General features: G+C 39.7%; 13 protein-coding genes. 6 read left to right on the forward strand and 7 right to left on the reverse strand.

Going from position 1 to position 22,362, the window contains the following annotated elements:
• Positions 1 to 10 precede the first annotated feature (10 nt).
• Positions 11 to 157 (forward strand): hypothetical protein, encoded by a 147-nt coding sequence (locus G5W_RS23715; RefSeq protein WP_010094756.1) that lies wholly within the window; start codon positions 11 to 13, stop codon positions 155 to 157.
• A 16-nt stretch (positions 158 to 173) separates the two neighbouring features.
• On the opposite strand, the gene G5W_RS0105085 is transcribed toward G5W_RS23715, so the two are convergent.
• The 7 genes from G5W_RS0105085 to G5W_RS0105115 all read right to left on the reverse strand — a co-directional run bounded on the left by G5W_RS0105085 (position 174) and on the right by G5W_RS0105115 (position 12,064).
• Positions 174 to 962: a helix-turn-helix domain-containing protein gene (locus G5W_RS0105085; protein ID WP_010094758.1), complete on the reverse strand. Its 789-nt coding sequence runs from the start codon at positions 960 to 962 to the stop codon at positions 174 to 176.
• A gap of 104 nt (positions 963 to 1,066) precedes the next feature.
• Complete coding sequence (locus G5W_RS0105090) at positions 1,067 to 1,447, reverse strand: hypothetical protein (protein WP_138918967.1); 381 nt, start codon at positions 1,445 to 1,447, stop codon at positions 1,067 to 1,069.
• A gap of 19 nt (positions 1,448 to 1,466) precedes the next feature.
• Positions 1,467 to 4,715, reverse strand: coding sequence for an ABC transporter permease (locus G5W_RS20495; RefSeq protein ID WP_010094760.1), 3,249 nt, complete (start codon positions 4,713 to 4,715; stop codon positions 1,467 to 1,469).
• On the reverse strand, positions 4,712 to 5,416 hold the full coding sequence (locus G5W_RS0105100) for an ABC transporter ATP-binding protein (RefSeq protein WP_010094761.1): 705 nt from the start codon (positions 5,414 to 5,416) through the stop codon (positions 4,712 to 4,714). Before G5W_RS0105100 ends, G5W_RS20495 begins: the two co-directional genes overlap by 4 nt.
• Positions 5,417 to 5,901: 485 nt before the next feature.
• Positions 5,902 to 8,469, reverse strand: coding sequence for an S-layer homology domain-containing protein (locus G5W_RS0105105; RefSeq protein ID WP_010094762.1), 2,568 nt, complete (start codon positions 8,467 to 8,469; stop codon positions 5,902 to 5,904).
• A 360-nt stretch (positions 8,470 to 8,829) separates the two neighbouring features.
• The gene (locus G5W_RS0105110; protein ID WP_010094763.1) at positions 8,830 to 10,494 is read right to left on the reverse strand and encodes a S8 family peptidase; all 1,665 of its coding nucleotides are present in this window, start codon (positions 10,492 to 10,494) and stop codon (positions 8,830 to 8,832) included.
• Positions 10,495 to 10,696: 202 nt separating this feature from the next.
• Positions 10,697 to 12,064: an N-acetylmuramoyl-L-alanine amidase gene (locus G5W_RS0105115; RefSeq protein WP_157998034.1), complete on the reverse strand. Its 1,368-nt coding sequence runs from the start codon at positions 12,062 to 12,064 to the stop codon at positions 10,697 to 10,699.
• A 262-nt stretch (positions 12,065 to 12,326) separates the two neighbouring features.
• On the opposite strand from G5W_RS0105115, the gene G5W_RS0105120 reads away from it, so the two are divergent.
• The 5 genes from G5W_RS0105120 (at position 12,327) to G5W_RS22680 (ending at position 22,351) form a co-directional block, all read left to right on the forward strand.
• Positions 12,327 to 14,210, forward strand: coding sequence for an S-layer homology domain-containing protein (locus tag G5W_RS0105120; protein ID WP_010094766.1), 1,884 nt, complete (start codon positions 12,327 to 12,329; stop codon positions 14,208 to 14,210).
• A gap of 478 nt (positions 14,211 to 14,688) precedes the next feature.
• Positions 14,689 to 15,414, forward strand: coding sequence for a WecB/TagA/CpsF family glycosyltransferase (locus G5W_RS0105125; RefSeq protein ID WP_010094768.1), 726 nt, complete (start codon positions 14,689 to 14,691; stop codon positions 15,412 to 15,414).
• Positions 15,411 to 18,917: a DUF5693 family protein gene (locus G5W_RS24635; RefSeq protein ID WP_010094769.1), complete on the forward strand. Its 3,507-nt coding sequence runs from the start codon at positions 15,411 to 15,413 to the stop codon at positions 18,915 to 18,917. Before G5W_RS0105125 ends, G5W_RS24635 begins: the two co-directional genes overlap by 4 nt.
• The gene (csaB, locus tag G5W_RS0105140) at positions 18,917 to 20,002 is read left to right on the forward strand and encodes a polysaccharide pyruvyl transferase CsaB (RefSeq protein ID WP_010094770.1); all 1,086 of its coding nucleotides are present in this window, start codon (positions 18,917 to 18,919) and stop codon (positions 20,000 to 20,002) included. Before G5W_RS24635 ends, csaB begins: the two co-directional genes overlap by 1 nt.
• A gap of 279 nt (positions 20,003 to 20,281) precedes the next feature.
• A complete protein-coding gene (locus G5W_RS22680; RefSeq protein ID WP_010094771.1) occupies positions 20,282 to 22,351 on the forward strand; it encodes an HNH endonuclease in 2,070 nt (689 codons plus the stop codon).
• The last annotated feature ends 11 nt before the right edge of the window (positions 22,352 to 22,362 follow it).

Consider the following 22,362-nt stretch of genomic DNA (forward strand, 5'->3'; position numbering starts at 1 on the left):
GGTGATGGGAATGTCTTCCAATAAAGAAATAAAAACGGAAAATTTATTAACCAATGGATTAACCGATGAAGAAATTTGCAGGTTTCTAAATATTACGGTTGAAGAGTATGATAGTTTGTATATGGACTCTGATCAATCCCTAGAGTATCTCTATTAACTATTTACATTCAACCTTAAAATTCATCAACCTTTTTCCTTACTTTTCTTCGCATCTTAAAGCCTAAACTATTGGTATAGTCCTCATTTTTCGCCAAAAGTTTATATGCTTCGAGCAGGGTTGTAGTCCGTATGATAAGGTAGATACCAATTGCAATCAATCCGATACATACTGGGTAATAAGGCTCTAAAAATTCGGATGTAATATATTTTCTATCTATTCCAAAGGCCAAGAGACCTGCAACAAATAAACACACCCCCACTAGATTTATAACACCATATCTTTTTTTCAAGGCTTCATATCTAACTGTCAGCTCTGTATGATACTTTCTATCAAAAAGTAAAGACTCTTTCTTTAATACCTTATATTTTCCTTCCTCGAAAAAGGACACCGAAACAAACATTCCAATTCCGAATGTAGCAAAAATGATGGTTGGAATCATATAAATAGCCGGATTCTGTTTAAAAATGAAATAAGGAATAAACGATAGTGCAATCATGAAAAATCCCAATGCTATATACTTAGAAGATTTATGAGTAGTCACTAAATACCCCTCTGCCATTTCTTTACTAACATAATACCCGGTCTCGTTATCAGTACTAGGTTCTGGGGTGTCCTTTAAGATATAATCCATCGAGACCCCAAAAATATTACCAATCATTAGAAGTTTTTCTGTCTCAGGATATCCTTGATCATTTTCCCACTTACTAATGGCTTGTCTAGATGTGTTTAATTTTTCCGCTAATGCCTCTTGGGAAAGGCCATTTTCTTTTCTCAATTTTAAGAGCTTTTCACCGAATGTCACTTCCTTTAACTCCTTTCTAATATTACTCCATGTTTGTATAACTCATTCGTAAAATAAATTCATCTTACATTTATTCCATCTTATCATCCTTCTAAGCAACTAAACTACTTATTTTTCATATGTGATACCCCATAGATTATGGAAAAAATTAGAAAGCCTATAAATATGAGTACATTTGTTATTGGTTCACTAATTCTCGGTATAGAGTCTTGAAAAACCTTTAAAAGAACTAATGTGCCTACTGTAAGAATAATTCCAATAATCGATACATGTTTCATTTCATCTTTCCTCTCTGAATTTGTTTTTGAGTGAATACTCTTCTGTATCCCATTAGAAATGCTTCTCTTTCTAACGGAACATCTATAGCTTAGGAAAATATCTCGCTTGTTTCTACCAAACAGAGGTTGCACTTTGTCAACTACCGTTTGCAATGCCGTAAAATGGGACAATGGACCTGTCCCCATGTACCAAAAAAGGTGCCCCATTTTCCGGAGCACCTTTCCACTATTCAAACCAAATCATTGCCCCTTTACTAAGGCCACCTGCTCTTAATAATAATCCGTACTTGTCTATCGTCTCTGGTACTGTAAATTCTAGGACTGCTTGAAGCTTACCATCATTTCTTCCTTCTAGATATCTCTCTTCTTCCCAGCCTACAGCCTCAATGATCGTAACCTTCTCTGGAAAGTACGATTCCTCCCCGTCTACTATAGTAAAATACCGCTTTGGTAGGATTTCATATGACATGTGATCCAGTACTTCAAATGTAAACTCAATGGCGATATGCTTCATCCCCGCTTCTGGGCTTCCTAATGTACTTTCCACTTCTTTAGCCGTATAAAATAATACATTACCCCAGCCAACATCATTCGTAGTCTGGTCCGCATTAAACTCTAACGGGTATTCCCCAGACTCCTGTTTAGGGCTTTCATCATTCTTTAAACCATCTTCCTCTTTCTCTATTGGTACCTCTCCAGAAACATCCCCTTCCGTTGGACTATACGTCTGTTCAGCTTCTGGCAAATCCTTCGCCTGTTCGATATTTGGAGCAATCTGTATCATCGTTACCAAAAAGCCTCCCACTAGTACGACTGAGGTACCAATCACAACCCACTTCATCCACTTTTCCACCGTTCTCCGATTGGTAATATTTCCGCCCATCCCCTGATTCGGAGTGATGCGGACGGCTCGTTCAGCTGGGAAAATGGTTCCAACTAACCCAATGACGATTGGAATCAACCCTGTTGCTAAAATAAACCCAATTTCTTCGCCTGGAAATGCACCATATAGCCCCCATATCATCAGAAAGGCAATGGTTAGACCGATACATGCCGCAAATAGTCCACTAAGGACTCCTTCCGCCAGAATAAGTCTCCGAATCTGCCATCTTCTCCACCCAATCGCTTGTAGTAAGGAAATCTCTTCTCTTCGCTCCGTTACATTCTGCCAAGTAATCTCAGCGGTTGTTAAGATAGCTATCACCAATGACACGATTATAGCCACATAATGAGCAGGACCAATCTCTAAAGCTACATATTCCCCTAGTAATGACGTGTACATCACACCCCTTAACCGGAATGTAATGTACAGGAAAACAGCCAACAGAGCCGTTGGTAAGGCAATTGAAATAACCGATAGAAAGCTCCTTTTCCATTTTCCAATAAAATGGTTAAATGCCATTCGGTTAATTCCTCGAGCACGAATCAACTGTTTACCTTTACCAGCTATTTCTCCCGTTCGCATTGCTTCATACGGCGAGATATTTCTAGTCATGAGCATTGGAATAAATGACCCCAACACATATACCATCAGCCCAAATAGACCTGTCCACAAGAAACGGTCAAAGGTTATCGTAGCATCACTCGATACATACACAAAACCTAGCATCATCCAAGAAATCAATGCTACAAAAAGACCAATCAGGCTCGATTCTATAAACAATAAACGGCTCAACCTACTTGGACGCCAACCAATGGAAAGAAGAACAGCAAATTCCTTTCTCCTAGCCAGTAGACTCACAATTCCCGATGCCCATACATAGATGATGGCAACAGCAATCACACTCGCAACTACTCCTGAAAAGCCAATCTTTGTTTCTTTAAAAATAGAAATCGAAGAACCAATATTGACCCATGGCTGTTGTAGCCAACCAATATCTTCTTGACCGTTTAAACCCGGAACATAGGTTAACGCTAGCTGTGGTGATGAACCAAGCGTAATATCGGTTATCAGCCCAGTTTTTTCCTCAATCTCCCTAGCAACCTGTTCCAACATTACTTGGCTTTCATCTCCCAAATCAGCTACCCCAGCTACTTTAATACGAATAGAAGAAATGGGTTCATCTCCTAGTATTGCTTCCGCCGCTTCAATAGTCGTCAGCATTCCGGGTGGATCTGTTAAAAAGTTATACGGATCACCAGTCGGCTTTAGCTGTTTAGGCGGATTGATTGGATTACCACCTTGATCCATCACATACTCCGCAGTCGCTGGACGATATGTTTCCATCGGTAACTCTGTTGTTGGGTCTTTGGAGATGGATAGATTAGCCGTATCATAGAAACCTATCCAGTCCGGTCTTATTCTTGGCATCTCCATAAAGTCTTCTGCAGTTAGTACCGGCTCGCGATAGGACTCTTTATCCTGATACAATGGAGGGGCATCTTCGCCATTTTGAACCGGAACTACTTGATACGAATATGGCCAGCGATCTGGATATGGACTTGAAATCTCACTGTACTCCAACGGGCTTGGTTTATATACAATGCCTGAAACACCCATATAAGCTGAGTCGACACTATTCTCTTTCGTCCCACTTGGGTCCAGCACTTCCCCAGTTTCCCAATCCACTCCAGTCATTTTGTTCACAAATGCACGAAATGCTTCTTCGCCAGAAACGGAAAACGTATCGACTACTTGACCATCTATTGTGTCTAAGTAGCTTGCCCCACCGTTTTCTTTCACATCTTCCATCACTTCATATGCATTTTCTTTCGTAATGCCGATGTCTAGCTTTTCAAATGTGATACGATCCATTTTGTCCAGGAAAGAATGTTGATTTACGATAATCGGTAATTCATGAAAGCCTGTTGATTCATTGACATAATGTTTGTCCTCATTCGAAAAATATCTACTCGATCCTATATCAATTATCGCTTTATCTAAACCGACTAACTTCGCTTCCTGTTCTGGATCGATTCCTGCCAGCAGGGATTCACCACTGACAAGCCATTCCAGGTATTGATCACCTACGCCATACTCTGGCCCTTTATTAGCTATATCCCAGACATTATATGGAAAGTAGTAGTTGTTGGACTCTGTTTCTTCTTGTAAACCATTGTTGACCTTCTTGGTCATGACCCTTCGATAAATGCCTTCCTCTTGCAATTCCACCTGGCCAAAGTCCACGTCATACCATACATAGCCAATCATCGCAATCGGCGCCGCTACCTCTACACCTGGTATATCCTTTATGGTTTCATACTGCTCCAGACTAATCCCACCACTTAATCCACTTAAGTAGTTGGGCTCCAGCAGTTGTTTGTCTTCGGTAACACTTCGAGTCCCTTCTGGTCTAACAACGATATCATACGAAGCTGACCAACGCTTTTGTAGCGTATCGACGATGGTCCCTTTATTCGTTTCCGATAAACCGATTAAGTAAGTTAATCCAGCACTAACTATAAAGGCACCAATAATGAGTAGAATAAACCGTTCCTTCCTCCTCCACCAATTCTGCCAAATAAACCGAATCATAATGTTGCACCCACATGTTCCAAGAGCTTATCGGAAAGTACGGATCCATCCTTCATTGTAATTATCCTGTTTGCCTTTGCTGCAAGTGCTGGATCATGGGTTACAAATAACACTCCACAGTTTTCTTGTACATGTAATTCTTTTAATAAATCATAAATCCGCTCCCCTGTTTCGGTATCTAGATTACCTGTTGGTTCATCTGCTAATAACCAGCTTGGCTTATGTACAATAGCACGGGCAATCGCAACACGCTGTTGTTGTCCACCAGATAATTGTGAGGGAAGGGAATTCAACTTATCACTGAGTCCAACCTGCCCGAGAACTTCCTTGGCACGTTCTAATTTATTGTATGGGACTTTTCTGGAAAACAATGGGGTCATGACATTTTCTAATGCCGTTAATGTGGGTAGTAGATGAAATTGTTGAAAGATAAAACCAATCTCTTCGAAGCGAAAATCTGCAATCTTATTTTTACTTTGCCTTAAAACTTCTTCGTTATCATACATAATAGTGCCTTCACTAGGCTTGTCTAATGTACCCAGAAGACTTAATAAGGTAGACTTACCAGAACCGGATGGACCAATGATTGCGGTGAATTCTCCTTTATTGAAGGACAAATTAACGTCCTTTAATGCTATTGTTTGTGTTCCATCCCCTTTGAAGTTTCTCGTTAGGTTCATGCATTCGATATGACTAATCAATTTAACCGCCCCTTTAATTCGAAATGAATGATTATCTCTTTTTGAAAGTAACAGTTGAGTTGTTAATAATTTTCATAATATTATAACATATAAATTGACGTGTTAGCATTCATTTCCAGATATTGCTCGCAATTTCCGACTTGCGTTTCTCCCCTAGCATTTCACCCTTAGTCAGAAACTCTCTTAGCTATATTATTTGGTAATAGATTCGATTTTGAACTTTGAACTTTGGCGAACTTACATTTCACACTATAAAATTATATTTCCAATACACAAATACAAAAAATCGCCCTAGAAAGTTCTATTTTCTCGGCGATTCTTTAAGTACTATTACATTTTATTATTAAACGGTACTATTTTAGTATAAGGATCCTGTCTCAGTGTTCCTCTAGAATAACAAAATAAAGCCTTGCAGAGAAGTTCTCTACAAGGCTTTATCTGTAATATGAAGTATAAGACTTCATAAAGTATTAATAGTTAACTAATTATTTTACGTTAACATTTAGTGTAGTAGTTGCAACAGCTTCGTTAACAGTGTAGTTACCATCACCATTTGCATCTACTAATACACGGAATAGGATTGATGCTTTATCAGTTGCAGCAGTAGTATATGAACCTGGTAGAATATCAATAGAACCAGCAGATACTGTTCCAGTAGCTCCAGATAATACTTCAGCAGTTACAGCACCTAATACGATATCATTGTTATCATTAGCTCCAGTGTTATCTAAGTCAATATACAGAATACCAGTTGCAGGAGCAGTAGCATCTAGACGAACTTTTGCAATAGTATCAACATTGTGTTCGATACCATATACGATTGGATTATTAGATCCATCAGTACGTACATCTAAAACATCATTTACATCTACAGTTTTACCTGCATAATCAACAGCTGCAGCAGCTTTAAAGTTAACTTTAGTTATTGCAGTTTGATCAGCTGATACAGTTACAGTGAATTTATGTTTAACTAGGCCGTTTTCATCTTTAACAACGATGTCAGTTTTACCAGCTTTCACACCAGCTACAGTGAAGAATTCACCACCAGCATCGATTGCTACAGTAGCAATATTTGTGTCTGCTGACTCAACAGTGTATGCACCAGCAGCAGGAGTAGCACTTAAAGTAACTACATCATTGTAGAAACCACTAGTGTTGAATTGAGAAACTTGGTAGTCCTTAGATGAACCAACACCTACAGCGTAACTAACTGGAGTAGTAGCGATAGTGTGTTCAATCTTAGTAGAACCAATGTTATTAACGTCAGTTACTTGAACAGCAATTTGTCCAACGATTTTACCAGTAGTATCTTTAAATAAGATTGTTCCAGTTCCAACTTCAGCACCAGTTATAGTATAACCAGCAGTAGTCTTACCATTTACTGCAGTAGCTAGATCATCAGCAGATACTAGAGCTACAGAACTAGAGTTTTCAGGGATATCTTCAGTGATATCAGCAGAACCTACTGAAATTGGGTCACCGTATTGGTCAAAAGCAGTTACTTGAATTGTACGAGTAACACCGTCAACAACTTTAACTGTAGACTCACTTGGAGTTACTTTTGCAACTGTACGTGCAGCACTTTCAACTTTAAGATTTAAAGTTTTAGTTACATTACCAATTTTAACTGTAATTGTAGCTGTTCCAGCAACGTTTGCAGTTAATTCTTGACCATCAACAGAGATTACTGATGGGTTAGAAGATGTTACTTCAGCAGCTGTCACAGGTAATGCGATGTCTGATTTACCAGCAGCATCTCCAATGATACGAGTAATATCAGCAACTTCACCAGTTACTAAAGTTGTGCTGTTTAGAACTACACCACCAGCAGTAGTTAATTGCACTGCGTCAATAGCAGTTGTAGTTGATTCTAAGTCAGCTACAGTAATAGTTTTCTTATCAGAAACTACTACTTTACCATCTTTTACTACTTGGATTTCTACTGTGTATTTACCTACAGTAACTTCATCATTTAATAGACCAGTTGAAGAAGTAGAAGGTGATCCTTTAAAGAAATCAGCAGCAGCAGCATTAGTAGATTCATCAACAGCTACGAAATTAACAGAGTATCCTGCTTGACGTAACCATTCAGTGTCAGCAGTTGTTGCAGCACCATTGATTTTGAATGTTAGTAATTGACCAACAGTATCGTCATCATATGTTTTAACATCTAATTCAACTGTTTTCACTTCATCTAGAGAGAAAGTGAATTTGAATTCTTTAGTTTCTTCTCCAATTTTAACAGCAAGTGTTTGCTCAGTGTCAAGAGGGAAACCATTTTCGAATACAACTGTAGCTTTAGTGCTAGATGCATCGATAGATTTAACAACGTTTCCAGCTAAAGTAAGGTCTTCAGCTTTAAGGTTTTGTAAACCAGTACCAGTTAGTACTAAAGTTTTTTCGTTTGTAACGTCAACTTTAGTTACGCTAGTTACTTGTGCATCAATAGCACGTTTGATCATTACAGCGAATTCTGCGCGAGTAATGTTATCAGTTGGAGCGAATTTGTTTCCTGGCTTACCATTCATAATGCCAACAGCTACTGCAGTTTCAACAGCATCTTTAGCCCATGCAGCAACTTTGTCACTGTCATCGAATGAAAGTTCTTTTTTACCAGTGAATCCGTAAGCAGCTACGATTACTTTAGCAGCTTCTTGACGAGTTAGGTTTTTCTTAGGTAAGAATTGGTTCTTTTCGTTACCTTCGAAGATACCTTCGTTAGCTGTAGCTACTACTGATTTGTAGAACCAGTCATTTTGTTCTACGTCAGTGAAATCTTCTGTTCCTTCAGTAGAAAGATCAAGAGCTTTTCTTAAAATTTCCGCAGCAGAAGCACGGTCGATGTTCTTAGTTGGATTGAAGTTACCATTTTGGTCACCTTGGATCACACCAGAACCAACTAATTCTTTAACTGCGTCTTTAGCGTATTCTGCAACGCTGTCTAGGTCTTTAACCTCAGCAGCAGATACAGCTGCAGGTACTACAGCAGATGCAACTAATGCAGCACTAGCTGTTGTAGCAAATAATTTGCGACTTACTTTTGATTTTGACATCAAAGTATTCCTCCCATTTTTGAAAAATATTTTATTCCCGAAAACTATCAGACTTGAAAACGTTATGTATAATAGCTTTCTAGAAATAGTTTCCTTGAATAATAGAGCAAATAACCATAGATACGATTAATAGTATATGTCAAATATTGCGATGAGTCAACAATTTATTGGTATATTTATAGGTTTATTTGCTTATGTAATTGATATTACACTAGTTTTACAGAAATTCCAAGAGTTTTACGAAGATTTTACTTAGTAAAATATAGCTACATCAAACATACTATGGTAGTGTTTCCTATTTTATGCAAAATATTTGCATAAAATAGGAAACTACTATTTCTTTTCTCATAACATAATTGCTTAACGCAGCGTTTCATCTAGGGCTTTCGCTAGTATAATAGAAAATTCTGCCCGACTTATTGGCTGGTTCGGTTTAAAGGTTTGATCGGTATATCCCTTAATAATATTTTCCTTCGCTAATGAATTTATCGCTTTAGCGTAGTACTTACTTACTGGAACATCTTTAAATAAGCTTTCATTAGAGTCTATCGTCGAAAAAGCTCGTTTTATGATGACGGCTACCTCTCCCCTTGTAATGGTCGCAGACGGTTTAAACGTTTCATCAGGGAAACCTGTTACAATTTCCCGACTATTTGCCTCGGCTACATAACCTGATGCATAATGACCTTCATTAACATCTGGGAAAACTGTTTCTCTTTTCGTTCCGTCTAACCCTAATGCCCTACCTACTAAGGTTACAACTTCACCTCTAGAAATATTCGCGTTTGGGCGAAATGTTCCATCGGAGAACCCTGTTACATAGTCATTCGAAATTAGATAGGCTACTGAATTGGAATACCATGCATTACTGCGGATATCCCAGAATGGAACTTCTGGCGATAATAACAATCCATATCCGTAAGTAGCATCTTTTCCACTAACACCTAAATCAGTGGTGTTATTATATAGGATATTTTTAATCTCAGCTGTGCCTAATTCAGGAAATAGCTCTTTATATAGTGCAATGACTCCTGTTACAAATGGTGCCGCCATGGAAGTACCACTCATTTTGGCATATACATCATTTCTTCCGTTGACTGGCATATACGTACTTAAGATGTCTTCCCCCGGTGATGCAAATGAGATAGATGGTCCGACATAAGCAAATGTTGATTTGACCAGTTCCTTATTAATGGACCCAACTGCGATTACCTCAGGGTATCGAGCTGGATATAGAACATCGTCTGTCTTTTGTCCTTGACCAGTTTCATCATTTCCAGTTGACGCAACGACGATAATACCTAGATTTGTAGCTTTCTTAATTGCTTGTTCTAGAGCTGGTGTTGGTTGAGTGGAAACAAGACTTAGATTAATAATGTCCATCTTATTTTCAATCGCCCAATCGACACCGGCAATAACATCTCTCAGGGTACCATCGCCATTTTTATCCAACGATTTAACGGCATAAATCTCCGCGTTTGGTGCCACACCTAACATGCCAATATCATTATTCTCTGCTCCAATAATCCCCGCAACATGTGTACCATGACCATTATCATCCTCATAGGTAGAAACACCTTCCACGAAGCTTACCCCACCCGCAAGCTTTAAATCCGGATGAACGGTACTAACCCCTGTATCGATTACAGCGATTTTGACCCCTTCACCTGCAAGCTTTAAGTTCTTTGTTTCAGGTCTTACGGTTGTCGTATATCCCCAGTCCTCTACTTGACCAGTAATACTAACCTCCTGATCCTTCTCCATCCACTTTACGTTTGGATGGTTTTGGATTTCTTCTATATTAATAGAAGGAACGGAAACCGAAACAGCTTGGATACTATCATAGATATGGAAAATCTCATGGGATATTCCATCAAAAATGGAAATATCTACATCGCCTTCAAATCCGATGATCCAACGTTCGTTAGTTGCTTGATTTTCCTCAGCAAATACTACGGAAGTGGATAAGGCGATAAACAAGATTGCTAATATAATAGAAGAAATACGTTTTGTTGCTGTTTTCATGTTGGTTTCCTCCTACGCACATCTTTATTAAAAGATTAGAATGTATAAACAAAGATGTCTAGCTCCGGTGCCAGCGACTAGCGAGACTTCCCTCGCCTCCGTACGATAAGTCAACATCTACTCCCTACGGTCGTCGTGTTTCCTTTATCTCCTACGGCTCAGTCCAGTCCGTACGTCGCAAAGCGGGCGCCCTGCGCTTTTCTTATTTCAAGTAGTTTTCTACTCCTTGGGAAATTGCTTTTGCTGCCTTATCACGATAAGTCTGAGAAGCTAGTTTATTAGCATCATGACTATTCGTAACAAATCCTAATTCTACTAGAATTGCAGGGATTTTGCTATCCTTTATTACACGAAATGGTGTATTTTTTACTCCACGATTTGTTGTTGCTAGAGCCTTCACTAATTCGCTTTGAACCTGCTTCGCTAAATTCAAGCTGTTCACGTACTGTGTACCTGTCGCACTATAATATGTTTCGGTTCCATTTGCACTTGGATTGTCATGGGAATTCGAGTGAATACTAATAAATAAATCAGCATTAGATTTTACTGTTTCAAATACACGGTCATCTAATTCCACAAACGTATCATTTGTACGAATCATTAGGACGTTATAGCCCGCTTTTTTCAAGTAATCTCGTAATTTAAGGGAAACATCTAAGTTAACCTCTTTCTCTACTACACCATTTCCACTTGCTCCTGGATCTTTGCCTCCATGTCCGGCATCAATCATAATAGTAAAAACTTTTTTCTTATCAGTTAAATAATCGGTATGTACATAGCCTTCATTTATCTTGCTAGTTGAAATCTTTGCCCAACTGCCATTAATCGCTAGCACAGTCACAGCATCATTTTTCACAACTTGTCCTACACGGTCGTAATTGGTACCAGGTCCTTTACGAACATTAAGGACATCTGCTGTTACGTACATTGTCGTTGGATCGACTGGCTCATCAGTCGGTGGTTCTGGTATCTCTGGCTTAAATTCTGGATTTAATGCACGAGCAAGCATAATCGAGAATTCCACTCTCGTAATCGAGTTATTTGGTTTGAAAACATTCCCTGGGTATCCTGTTGAGATGCCTGCAGTAGATACCAGGTCAATAACACGTTGGTGGTTTGCGTTACTTGGTGAATCTTTATATGTAATGGAGGATGTTTCATTCAGTTGAAATGCCTTCGAAATGAGATATGCCATCTCAAGTCTCGTCATTTCCTTTAATGGACCATAGGTTCCATTGCCATAGCCATCAATAATGTCCTTTTCATAGGCTGATTGTATGTATCCAGACGCGTAGGAAGTCTCACGCACATCGTAGAATACTGACTTACGAACGGTTCCATCTAGGTTAAGTGCTCGACCAATCATAGTTGCTGCTTCTTCCCTAGTAACCTGTTTATTCGGTTTAAACTCCCCGTCAGGATATCCAGTCAAAATGCCCTTTTCTAATAGATAATTCACTTCACCAGAATATTTATCTGGGATATCGCTTAGTGCTTCAGCCGATGCCTGAACAGCGAACAGCTGAACAATGAAGAAAATTAATACGACGTTTAAAACTAACTTTTTCACCATTCCGATACTCCTCTGTTGTGTTTTGTAAATCACTAGGTATTTGCTAGGTTGATTAGACAGATTTTGGATGTAGATACACACCTAGTTAAATACTCCCAACCTCTATTAATTTCTGATTTTCTAGTGCTTTTTTTGTTGAAATATAATACTATTAAACTTGTATATCCCTAGTAATCTATCTTATAGAAAATATACTACATAACTCGATAAAAATCGACATGTATGTTGCAGGGAAAACAGGAGGAGGAATACAGAGGAGATGAAAAGACTTTCAAGCCTAGTATTGGCTCTTTTCTTAGTTTTTAGTGTGCTTCCTACTTCCGCATTTGCGGCAAAAGATGATGTCACGGGACATTACTTTGAAGGAAACATGCGAAAGTTAATTAAAGAAGGGATTATGGGCGGCTATCCAGATGGAACCTTTAAGCCTAACAATCAAGTAACTCGTGCAGAGTTTACATCGTTTCTAGTAAGAGCACTAGATTTGAAGCAAACTTCTAATAAGAAGTCCTTCAGTGATGTGAAGAGTGGTGCTTGGTATGCTTCTGCTATCTCCATCGCGACAAGCAATGGAATCATTGGTGGATATCCAGATGGAACGTTCAAGCCTAACAACAAAATCAGTCGTCAAGAGATGGCTGCCATGGTGCAAAGAGCGCTTAATAAAAAAGGCGTTAATTCTGGTAGAGAAACGCTAACTTTTGCTGACAAAGCATCCATTAATAAGATTTTCCATCCAGCTGTAGAACAGCTTCTTTACTACAACATTATGGGTGGAAAAGCTGGTAACAAATTCGCTCCGAAAGATAATACTACTCGTGGTGAAACAGCAGCGGTTTTAGATCGTTTAATAAATACGATTGCTAAGCATCAGCCAAAGCCAGATGACGGTGGCTCAAATGGTGGCAATCAAGATGATGAAATCATTCGTCAAAACTATGAAATTGATTTTTCTAATGTAGTAGATATTCAGGCTGGAAGAACGCCTAAGGTTGATGGAGCTGGTAGATTCATAGCTAGTGAAGCACTAGTTGCCTATTTCCTTAACCCGAATAACTTTAAAGAAGGCGACGCAGAATTCTATCAATTCTTGAAGCTTTCTTATGTTCCTGGACTGACAGGCAGTGAGTTAAATGCTGGTGTTCTAAATGGCCAAGGCGCACTTTCCAATACAGGAGATGCGTTTGTCCAGGTTGCAGAACAGTTAAATATCAACGTTCTTTACTTAATCGCTCATGCTCTCCATGAAACTGGAAGAGGTACATCAACTCTTGCATCAGGAGTGGAAGTTGGAAAAGATAAGAATGGAGCACTACAGTTAGTAACAGCTGCGAATCGCGCAAGCTTAACTGACATTAAGAAAACATACAATATGTTTGGTATTGGTGCTGTCGATTCGAATCCACTTGAAGGTGGCGCAAAGACTGCTTATGAAAAAGGATGGTTCACACCAAGTGCTGCGGTTCTAGGTGGGGCAGGTTTCATTGACAACGGATATATTAGCGATGGACAAGACACCTTGTATAAAATGCGTTGGAATCCAGCAAATCCAGGTGTTCACCAATACGCAACGCATGTCCAGTGGGCAACGATCCAAGCGAAATATATTTATGACATGTATCAACAATACAATCTAGCACAAGGACTTCAATATGAAGTTCCGAAATACGAAAACACACCGAGCTCTTCCCCACGACCAACTGGCGAAGCGCAATATGCTGTAGATACTAGCCTAGCTGGTGTCAAAGCGAAATCAAAAGGTGCAGGTCTAAACTTACGTGAATACCCTGTGAATGGTGCAAGTAAGGCACAACTACCAGATGCTTCTGATTTAGAAATCATCGGTGGTAACGGTGGCTGGTACAAAGTAAAAGTGAATGGTATGCAAGGTTGGGTATCAGGTGACTACGTCGAATTCGCAAACTATATCACAATTAAAGATATGAACGGCGACCGACTAAACGTACGTAGCCAACCATCAACTAGTGGTTCTGCACTAGGAAAACTAGACAGTAACGCAAAAGTACCTGTCTTTACCGATGCAAACGGCAACCCAGTCATGAACGGTGACTGGTACAAAATCATCTACAACGGATCAGCAGCATATATCCACGGTGATTACGTTGTGAAAGATGCGAAATAAGTTCTATTAAATAAGACAGTTTTCATTGCTGAATGGCAGTGGGAACTGTTTTTTTGTGTTATTACAGTAGGATATATTGTTTTAGAATCAATTGGGAATGACTCACTTAGTTATCGCACTGAGCGGTCGGAATATATGAAGACTCCTTGAAAAAGAAGAACACTTTTTCTCACGAAGATGAGTCGCTGCCGTAGCCTTCCTTGTCCTGCGGGAGGAAAGGCATCGGTGAGACCCCACAGAGCGCTTACGAGCTCGAGGAGGCTCACTAGCCGCCCGCGCAAGGTAGACACTGCGAGGTTCTTTCGAGCAGATGTCGCCCCTGTACTGGAAGTAGAAAGCGAAGTATATTCCGACCGCGGGCTTGGCAAGAGTGTCTCCCTAACAAATTAAGACCTTTTTCTACTATATATTACCTATCGACTTATGTTATATTTATAACAGTATTCCGTAATAACGATTTCTTAAAGGAGATTCACACATGGATAAAGTAACCATAATGGGAGTTCCATTCCTAAACATCGATCAAAACGGCTTTGTCGAACTTCTAGACAACAGGATTCAACAAAAACAAAAGACATTCGTCGTCACCGCCAATCCTGAAATCGTCATGAAAGCCAATGAAGATGAAAAATTCAACAGCATTATACAAGAAGCAACCTACACCGTAGCCGACGGAATTGGTGTCGTTAAAGCAGCAAACATACTCAAAACACCACTACCAGGCCGCGTAACAGGATTCGATACAATGGTAGCATTATTACATAAAGCAAACGAAAATAACTATAAAGTTTACTTACTTGGCGCACAACAAGAAGTCCTAACCAAACTAATTGCCATCATCCATCGCGACTATCCGAATATCGACCTTGTCGGCTCCCATAATGGATTCTTCGACCTGAACGATAATACGATTGCCGATGAAGTTGCAGAACTAAAACCTGATATGACCTTTGTTGCACTTGGTGCACCAAGACAGGAAATATGGATTCATCAAAACTGGGACAAGTTCGAACATGGACTGTTCATGGGTGTCGGTGGTTCCTTTGATGGAATAGCTGGAGTCGTGAAGCGCGCTCCAAAAATCTGGCAAAAACTCAATCTAGAATGGCTATACCGCCTACTGCAACAGCCAAGTCGTTGGAAAAGAATGCTTGTCCTACCTAAGTTTATGTTTAAAATAATGCGGATGAAGAGGTCGGCATGAGTAAATCAACTTTTATCAAAAGTACACTGATTTTAACGATTGCAACATTATTATCCAAAGTATTAGGGAGCGTTTTCCGGATTCCGTTGCAAAACATTGCAGGTGACGAGGTTTTAGGGATTTTCAGCCTAGTTTACCCCGTCTATATGGTCGCGCTTATTCTATCTGTGGCTGGAATTCCAACAGCGATTTCCAAGCTTATCGCTGAGGCAAGAGTGGAAAACAATCAAGCAACGATCCGTAATATATATCTAACTGCTTGTATCCTTTCCATTGCTTTTGGGATATTGAGTTTTTCCTTAATTTATAGCTTTTCTTCCCCGATTGCGGATGCATTAGGTGGACCGTCCACTCGATTAGCACTAATCGTTGTGGCTGGAACATTGTTAATTGCTCCGTATATGGCTGTTTACCGGGGATTTTTCCAAGGATATGAAGACATGCGACCAACCGCAATTTCTCAAGTAATGGAGCAGTTAGTTCGCGTCGGTCTAATCCTAGTAGCTGCTTTTTATCTAACAAGACAGGGCTTTTCCGATGAAACAGTAGCCGGTGGGGTCATGATTGGCTCCATCATTGGGGCACTCATTTCCTTTATTTACTTACGGGTGATATACCAGCGTTCAGCCTTACGAGCAAGGACAGAGGAAGCTTATTCCTTCCAAACGTTCAAGGTCTGGAGTAAGCGTATCTTAATGGTGTCCATTCCAATCGCCATTGGTGCTATCACGATGGCGTTGATGAATTTAGTCGATTCCCTTACGATTCCGTTTGGACTTCGTGCTACTGGAGTCGAAAATGATGATATTACGTATTTATATGGGATATATGGTAGAGGGTTAGCACTAGTCCAAATTGCGACTGTATTCGCGACATCTCTCGTTTTACCACTTATTCCATTATTAACAAAGAAATTAGTCGAAAAAGACACTACTGGAATTAAAGGTACAATCGAAAAAACGCATTTTATGACACATTTAACATCCTGGCCAGCAGCACTTGGGTTATTTGCCTTAACAATACCGTTAAACATTGCCCTTTTCTCCAATATGGAAGGTAGTTTGATGTTATCTATTTTTAATTTTAGCTCGGTGTTCCTATCACTGACTTTAGTTGGGACTGGAATCTTACAAGGGTTAAATAAGGCAAGACTTGCTGCATCCATTATTATTATCGGTGTCGTAACGAAGGTAATTTTCAATATTGTCCTGATCAATATAAGTGGTCTGACAGGTGCGGCGATTGCGACATTACTGGTTTACGTGGTGTTATTTATCGTAAATACGATTTATATTTACCGAAATGCACCGTTTAAGATTGTAACAGCTAACACGATTAAGATTATTCTTGCTTCGATTGTCATGGGTGCGGTTATTGGACTACCACTCATGACGATGGACGTATCAGAATGGTCAAGGTTCACAGCTCTTTTATATAGTGCAGCTGGGATTGTTGTTGGTGCAGGAATATACTTTATATCGTTATTCCTATTAAAAGTACTGAATAAACAATCGTTACAATCACTACCTATCATCAATAAGTTTTGGAAAAAGTCGACTACAACAACAGAAAAAACTCCAACTCACTCGGAAAGGAATGAAACTATGTCGTCGAAAAAGCGTATCATTCTTTGGATTATTACAATTGTATTGTTACTCGCTTCGCTACCAGGCATTATCAATCGCTGGCAGACCGAGAGTGAAAACAACGAATATGAGATTGTCGTTCCATATGATGAAATCTTCACCTTAACAGAGGAAGGAACGGTTACAGTCGATGAAGCTCTTTCTACACTGAAGGATGCTGGATTAACAACTGTCAGTGTTCAACCAATTACGCTAGCGAATTGGGAACTAATGGGTATTATCCAGATGTATACGGAGGAAGAGCTCAACCAGCTGCTTCGTTTTAGTAATCACCAACTTGATTTAAGTCAGGAACGAAATGGTTTCTATATTACATTACCATCCGATCCGTATTACTTGGATAAGATTAAAGAGTACTTTGAGCCGGAAGAAATTCCGATTAATGGGATGTCTGTTTACTTCATTCCGTCTGACAATGGTATTGGGTTAAATACGAGTCTTGGATATGATGAACAAATCATTAACAACATTAAGAGTCACGGATTGTCCTATATTCTCCGTGTCGAAAATAATGATAGTGAAACCAATTATCGTGATGTAGAATCCATTACGAATTTAAATGGTCACACAAGTGCTGTACTTTTCTCTGGTGAGGAAGTAATCGGATATCCAGAGATTGACGAATTAAAAGATCATGTAAGTACCTTGAGTGATGCTGGATATTCTCTATATATGATTGAATTTAGCGCACAAAAAGGTATGCAAACAGCTGCTCGAGAGACGGATTACGATATCATTCGTCTACACAGCTTACGAATTGCCAAGGATACGCTCCCAGCAGATATTGATAAAGCAGTAAGAGCTATTAAAGAACGAAATATCAAGACCATCTTCTTCCGCCTACCATTTGAGGAAGCGATTCAGTCCTTAGAAATGGGTGTTGAATTTATTGAAGGTGTAACAGATAAACTACCAGATCACTTCACACCTGGTGTAGCAGCTCCTTTTGAAAAGATTGAGATTCCAATCTGGAGTCAAATTGCTTCCCTATTAGCAGGAGTTCTATTTATGACACTTGCAGCGTTAGAGGTGTTTAAGGATCGTAGGCTTCATCTTGCGGCACCTATTATCATGGCGGCTCTTACCGTTGCGTACTTGTTGACAGACCGTCTAGCGATTCTGCAAGTCTTTGCTCTACTAGTTGCTGTCGTTGCACCTATTTATGCCGTGCTCTCGGCTAGAAACTTAGAAACAACGAATATTGGCAAGATCATTTTGGCTTATCTTAAAGCGATTGCCATTACCTTAGTTGGTATCATGATTGTCGTTGGTTTACTGAATGGTAATGCCTTTATTACTGGATTTGAAGTATTCCGTGGCGTGAAGCTTGTTTATGTCATTCCAATCACCTTTGTCCTTATTTTCGTACTTTGGTTTGGAAATATGGTCAATGTGAAGAGTACAAAGGCAATTGTTACCTTTATGAATGCTCCAGTACGTTACTGGCAAGTCATTGTGATGTTGATATTTGCAGCCGCTGCATTCTATTACATTACACGAACAGGTAATGCTGGAACTGTTAGTGACCTAGAATTAGCATTCAGACAAAAGTTAGAGGATGTTTTATATGTACGACCACGTACAAAAGAATTCTTAATTGGCTTCCCATTATTCATCGTAGGACTTTATATCATGGGAATGTCTAAGTGGGGCAAATTGTTACTGGTACCGGGTGTCATCGGATTCCTATCGATCATGAACACATTTACCCACTTCCATATTCCATTAGGACTATCCTTACTACGTACGGTTTATAGTGTCGTGTTAGGATTGGTAATTGGTTTAATCTTAATCGCAATTGTGAAGTTTGTTATCAACTTCGTCCGGAAGCATTGGAATAAGGAGTTGACTTCATAATGCATGTTGTTTTATCAGGATATTATGGGTTCGACAATGTTGGTGACGAAGCGATTCTTTTTTCTATCGTTCAGGCATTGCGGGAAGTACAGCCAGATATTGAAATAACAGTGCTTTCCAATAACCCTGACCATACTGCTAAGACCTATGACGTGAAGGCTGTTAACCGCTGGAAGTTCGGAGAGGTTAGCGCTACAATTAAGGCTTCCGATGGTCTCATTAGTGGTGGTGGAAGCCTACTTCAAGACCAAACTGGGATGAAGTCGATTCCCTATTATACCGGGATTATGCGAATTGCGAGATGGCATAAAAAGCCTGTGTTTATCTACGCACAAGGAATGGGACCAATTAATCGCGGGATTAGTAAGTGGTTCGTTCGTTCGACATTAAATAAAGTAAGTGGAATTACCGTTCGAGATGTCGACTCCCAGAAGTTATTACAAGGGATTGGCGTTAAACTGCCAATCTCAATCGTCCCTGACCCAGTGCTAGGACTAGCTGGTAAGAGCTTTACTTCCGTATGGGAGCCACATGAATTAGGGGATCAGTTTGTAACCGTTAGTGTGCGTGACTGGCCATCTGAAGTTAAGTTTAAAGAAAAAATTGCCGGCGGTTTAGATGAACTCGTTCGGGAAGGTTATGGTGTTGTTTTTGTTCCGATGCATGGTGAACATGATGCAGTTGCTTCGAAAGAGACAGCTGATTTGATGAAGGAGAAAAGTTTCATTTATCCATCCAATGCATCCATTGAGGAGAAAATAGCCATTATCGGTGAATCTCGGTTACTGATTGGAATGCGATTGCATGCATTGATTTTCTCAGCAGTTACTCGTACACCATTTATCGGCCTATCCTACGATCCAAAAATCAATTCCTTTGCCGCTATCTGTGAACAACCGATAGCCGGCCATGTGAATGAAAATAACTGGGACAGTGCTTCACTAGCATTACAAGCTAAACAAAGCTTAGATAAGCTAGAACAGCAAGAACAGCTAGTTAGTAAGCACGTAGAAGTTCTAAACGAAAACGCAATTGAAACAGCAAGAATGGCTGTAGACATCTTCACGAAAGCAGCTCACCGATAGGATGGTGAGCTGCTTTTTTGGGACATGGGGACAGGTCCCTTGTCCCATGCCGGGAACAGGTCGAAAGTTTGAGATGAAAGTCATTATTCCTAGATATATTGGTTCATTCTCTATTCTACCTACTAAACCTAAAGGACTATTTTCCTTCATGATAGAAACTCTCTACCTCAGATATCCGTACATATATAGAATTTGGTTTTTTCTGGGAGGGGGGAAAATATAATACTATCAATATTTCGTCAAAAAGTAATAAACCGTTATGATGGGTTGATTGACAAGGTGCACGCCTGGAAGGAAAATCATCAAGCTTTGTTGATGCGACTGAGGAAAATTTATATCGCTGTGATTTGGTTATTGATTCCGGTGGTGTTGTTGTTCTGGCTTCTTTTTCCTATATCTAGAACCATGATTGTCATTTTATTTTGGAGCTACTATGCTTTATGGCAATTTTGGATTCTATCCCGTAGTAAAACGATATCCTGGAGTCATTATGCCAGGTTTTTCTTTTCTGGCATTTGGATTGTTGGACCAATAACAGTTTTACTCGTGTGGGGAATCCACTTCCTCTTCGCTGATGGTCTAATAACTGTAACAGATTATTGGAGTTCAGCAATAGTTGGCCCAATCATAGAAGAGGTAATTAAGGTCTTACCGTTATTATTTTTCCTTTTTGTGACTGGAAAAGAGCGCCAATTAAGTTTGGTTGATTATGCGTTAATAGGAGCAGCAGTTGGAACTGGTTTTCAGTTTATGGAAGAGGTTTTGCGTGCATGGGGGAGTACTAACGAGTCTTTATTGTTATCTATTTTTAGGTTTTTTAGTCCCTTTGAAAAAACTTGGGGATTCGATACGTTATTTCCTGGTGGTTCTCAATATGGTGAAGTAATCGCCGCTGGACATCATGTTTGGACTGCCTTTGTAACATTAGGAATCGGTTTTGCAATCCATTATAGGAGTAGATTTTCTCGATTCGTCTGGTTAGTACCCTTGCTACTATGGTGCTGGTCTACCTTTGATCACATTGCTTATAACACACAAGTAAATATTACATTTTCTTCTTTTGGCATTGAACTAGTACATTTTTTAACAAATCATGGTCATCTAATTAAGTGGGCATTTGTCCTATCCCTTATCGCAGCGGTATACTTGGATTATCGAAACTTAAATAAGGTAAAGTCGTCATTACCTCTATTACCACAAGAAAAATTCTTAGAACCTTTAACAGAAATGATAGAGTTGGTTAAAGCATTTCGACATGGTCCCAAGCGCTGGGCGCAAACCATGCTATTCTATCGTGAAAGACGTGCTTTTGGATTCTCTACTATTTTGAAGTTAGGGCAGGAAAAAGTTGACCGGATACATAAGAAAATGTGGAGTGCCTACCAATTGCTCGGATTTGCTCTATTATTCTTGCTAGTCAACTGGAGCTACGCTACGATTGAACCAGAATATATGAGATACCTAGCTGGCGTGTTTGACGGCTTATCTGGTTGGTGGGATAACTTAGACCCATTCACTAAAACCGGGCTCATTATCACAACTGGTGCTACAATCGGGTTATTTATGGTGGCAACCGGTGGTGGAATTATCGCCGCTGGCTTTACAGGATTCGGAACATCGATGTTAGCAAAGGACGTACTCGACGGGTCAGACAAGATTGCCAATGTCATTCGAAATCCGAAGACATTATTTGACCAAGCAAAGGACTTATCCCCTCAGGAATTTCTGATCCGAACCGGTGTGACTGGACTGGAGCTCCTAGCCAAACGCTTCCCTGTCACTAGGGCATTTGACGAGATGACTAGTGGTCTTCAGAAGAAGTCGCAGGGACTTGGGCAGAAGGTTGGGATTGATGGTGGGAAAGGGAAGTCGGGTTCTGTTGAGGGTGATGGTGGTAAGGGTACGGGTAATAGTAATCTAAAAGCCCAATTTACAAAAGAACAGTTTGCCACTAAACCATCATATTCTCCTGTACCGGATAAATGGACGAAGAAAGGTGGTACAGTGAGAATTGATGAAGATGGTACTTGGGTATATACAAATAAGAAGGGGCAGACTGTAAGGTATCCTGATGGTTATCCAGACTTCACTGAATATGCACATCCAACTGTTAAGCCGGTAGAAATCGAAATTGCAAATCCAACCAATCGTCCATTGGATAATAAAAACGCAAATATAAAGGCGGGATTGAACAAAGATTCCGACCCACCTGTTGCTTCTTTAAATGAAGCTCCTGAAGGTTATACTTGGCATCATCATCAAGATGGAAAAACAATGATTCTTGTTGATAAAAAGGTTCATAGAGAATTTACTCACGCAGGTGGAGTAAGTATCGTTAATAGAAATTAGTTAGGAGGATA

The sequence above is a fragment of the Ornithinibacillus scapharcae TW25 genome (genome assembly GCF_000190475.1).
Lineage (GTDB): Bacteria > Bacillota > Bacilli > Bacillales > Amphibacillaceae > Ornithinibacillus > Ornithinibacillus scapharcae.

Bases quoted from the DNA above. Each gene is read 5' to 3' on its own strand.
- G5W_RS0105090 (WP_138918967.1), bottom strand. From the start codon at position 1,447: ATGGGGCACCTTTTTTGGTACATGGGGACAGGTCCATTGTCCCATTTT.
- csaB (WP_010094770.1), top strand. From the start codon at position 18,917: ATGCATGTTGTTTTATCAGGATATTATGGGTTCGACAATGTTGGTGAC.
- G5W_RS23715 (WP_010094756.1), top strand. From the start codon at position 11: ATGTCTTCCAATAAAGAAATAAAAACGGAAAATTTATTAACCAATGGA.
- G5W_RS0105120 (WP_010094766.1), top strand. From the start codon at position 12,327: ATGAAAAGACTTTCAAGCCTAGTATTGGCTCTTTTCTTAGTTTTTAGT.
- G5W_RS24635 (WP_010094769.1), top strand. From the start codon at position 15,411: ATGAGTAAATCAACTTTTATCAAAAGTACACTGATTTTAACGATTGCA.
- G5W_RS0105125 (WP_010094768.1), top strand. From the start codon at position 14,689: ATGGATAAAGTAACCATAATGGGAGTTCCATTCCTAAACATCGATCAA.
- G5W_RS0105110 (WP_010094763.1), bottom strand. From the start codon at position 10,494: ATGAAAACAGCAACAAAACGTATTTCTTCTATTATATTAGCAATCTTG.
- G5W_RS0105105 (WP_010094762.1), bottom strand. From the start codon at position 8,469: ATGTCAAAATCAAAAGTAAGTCGCAAATTATTTGCTACAACAGCTAGT.
- G5W_RS20495 (WP_010094760.1), bottom strand. From the start codon at position 4,715: ATGATTCGGTTTATTTGGCAGAATTGGTGGAGGAGGAAGGAACGGTTT.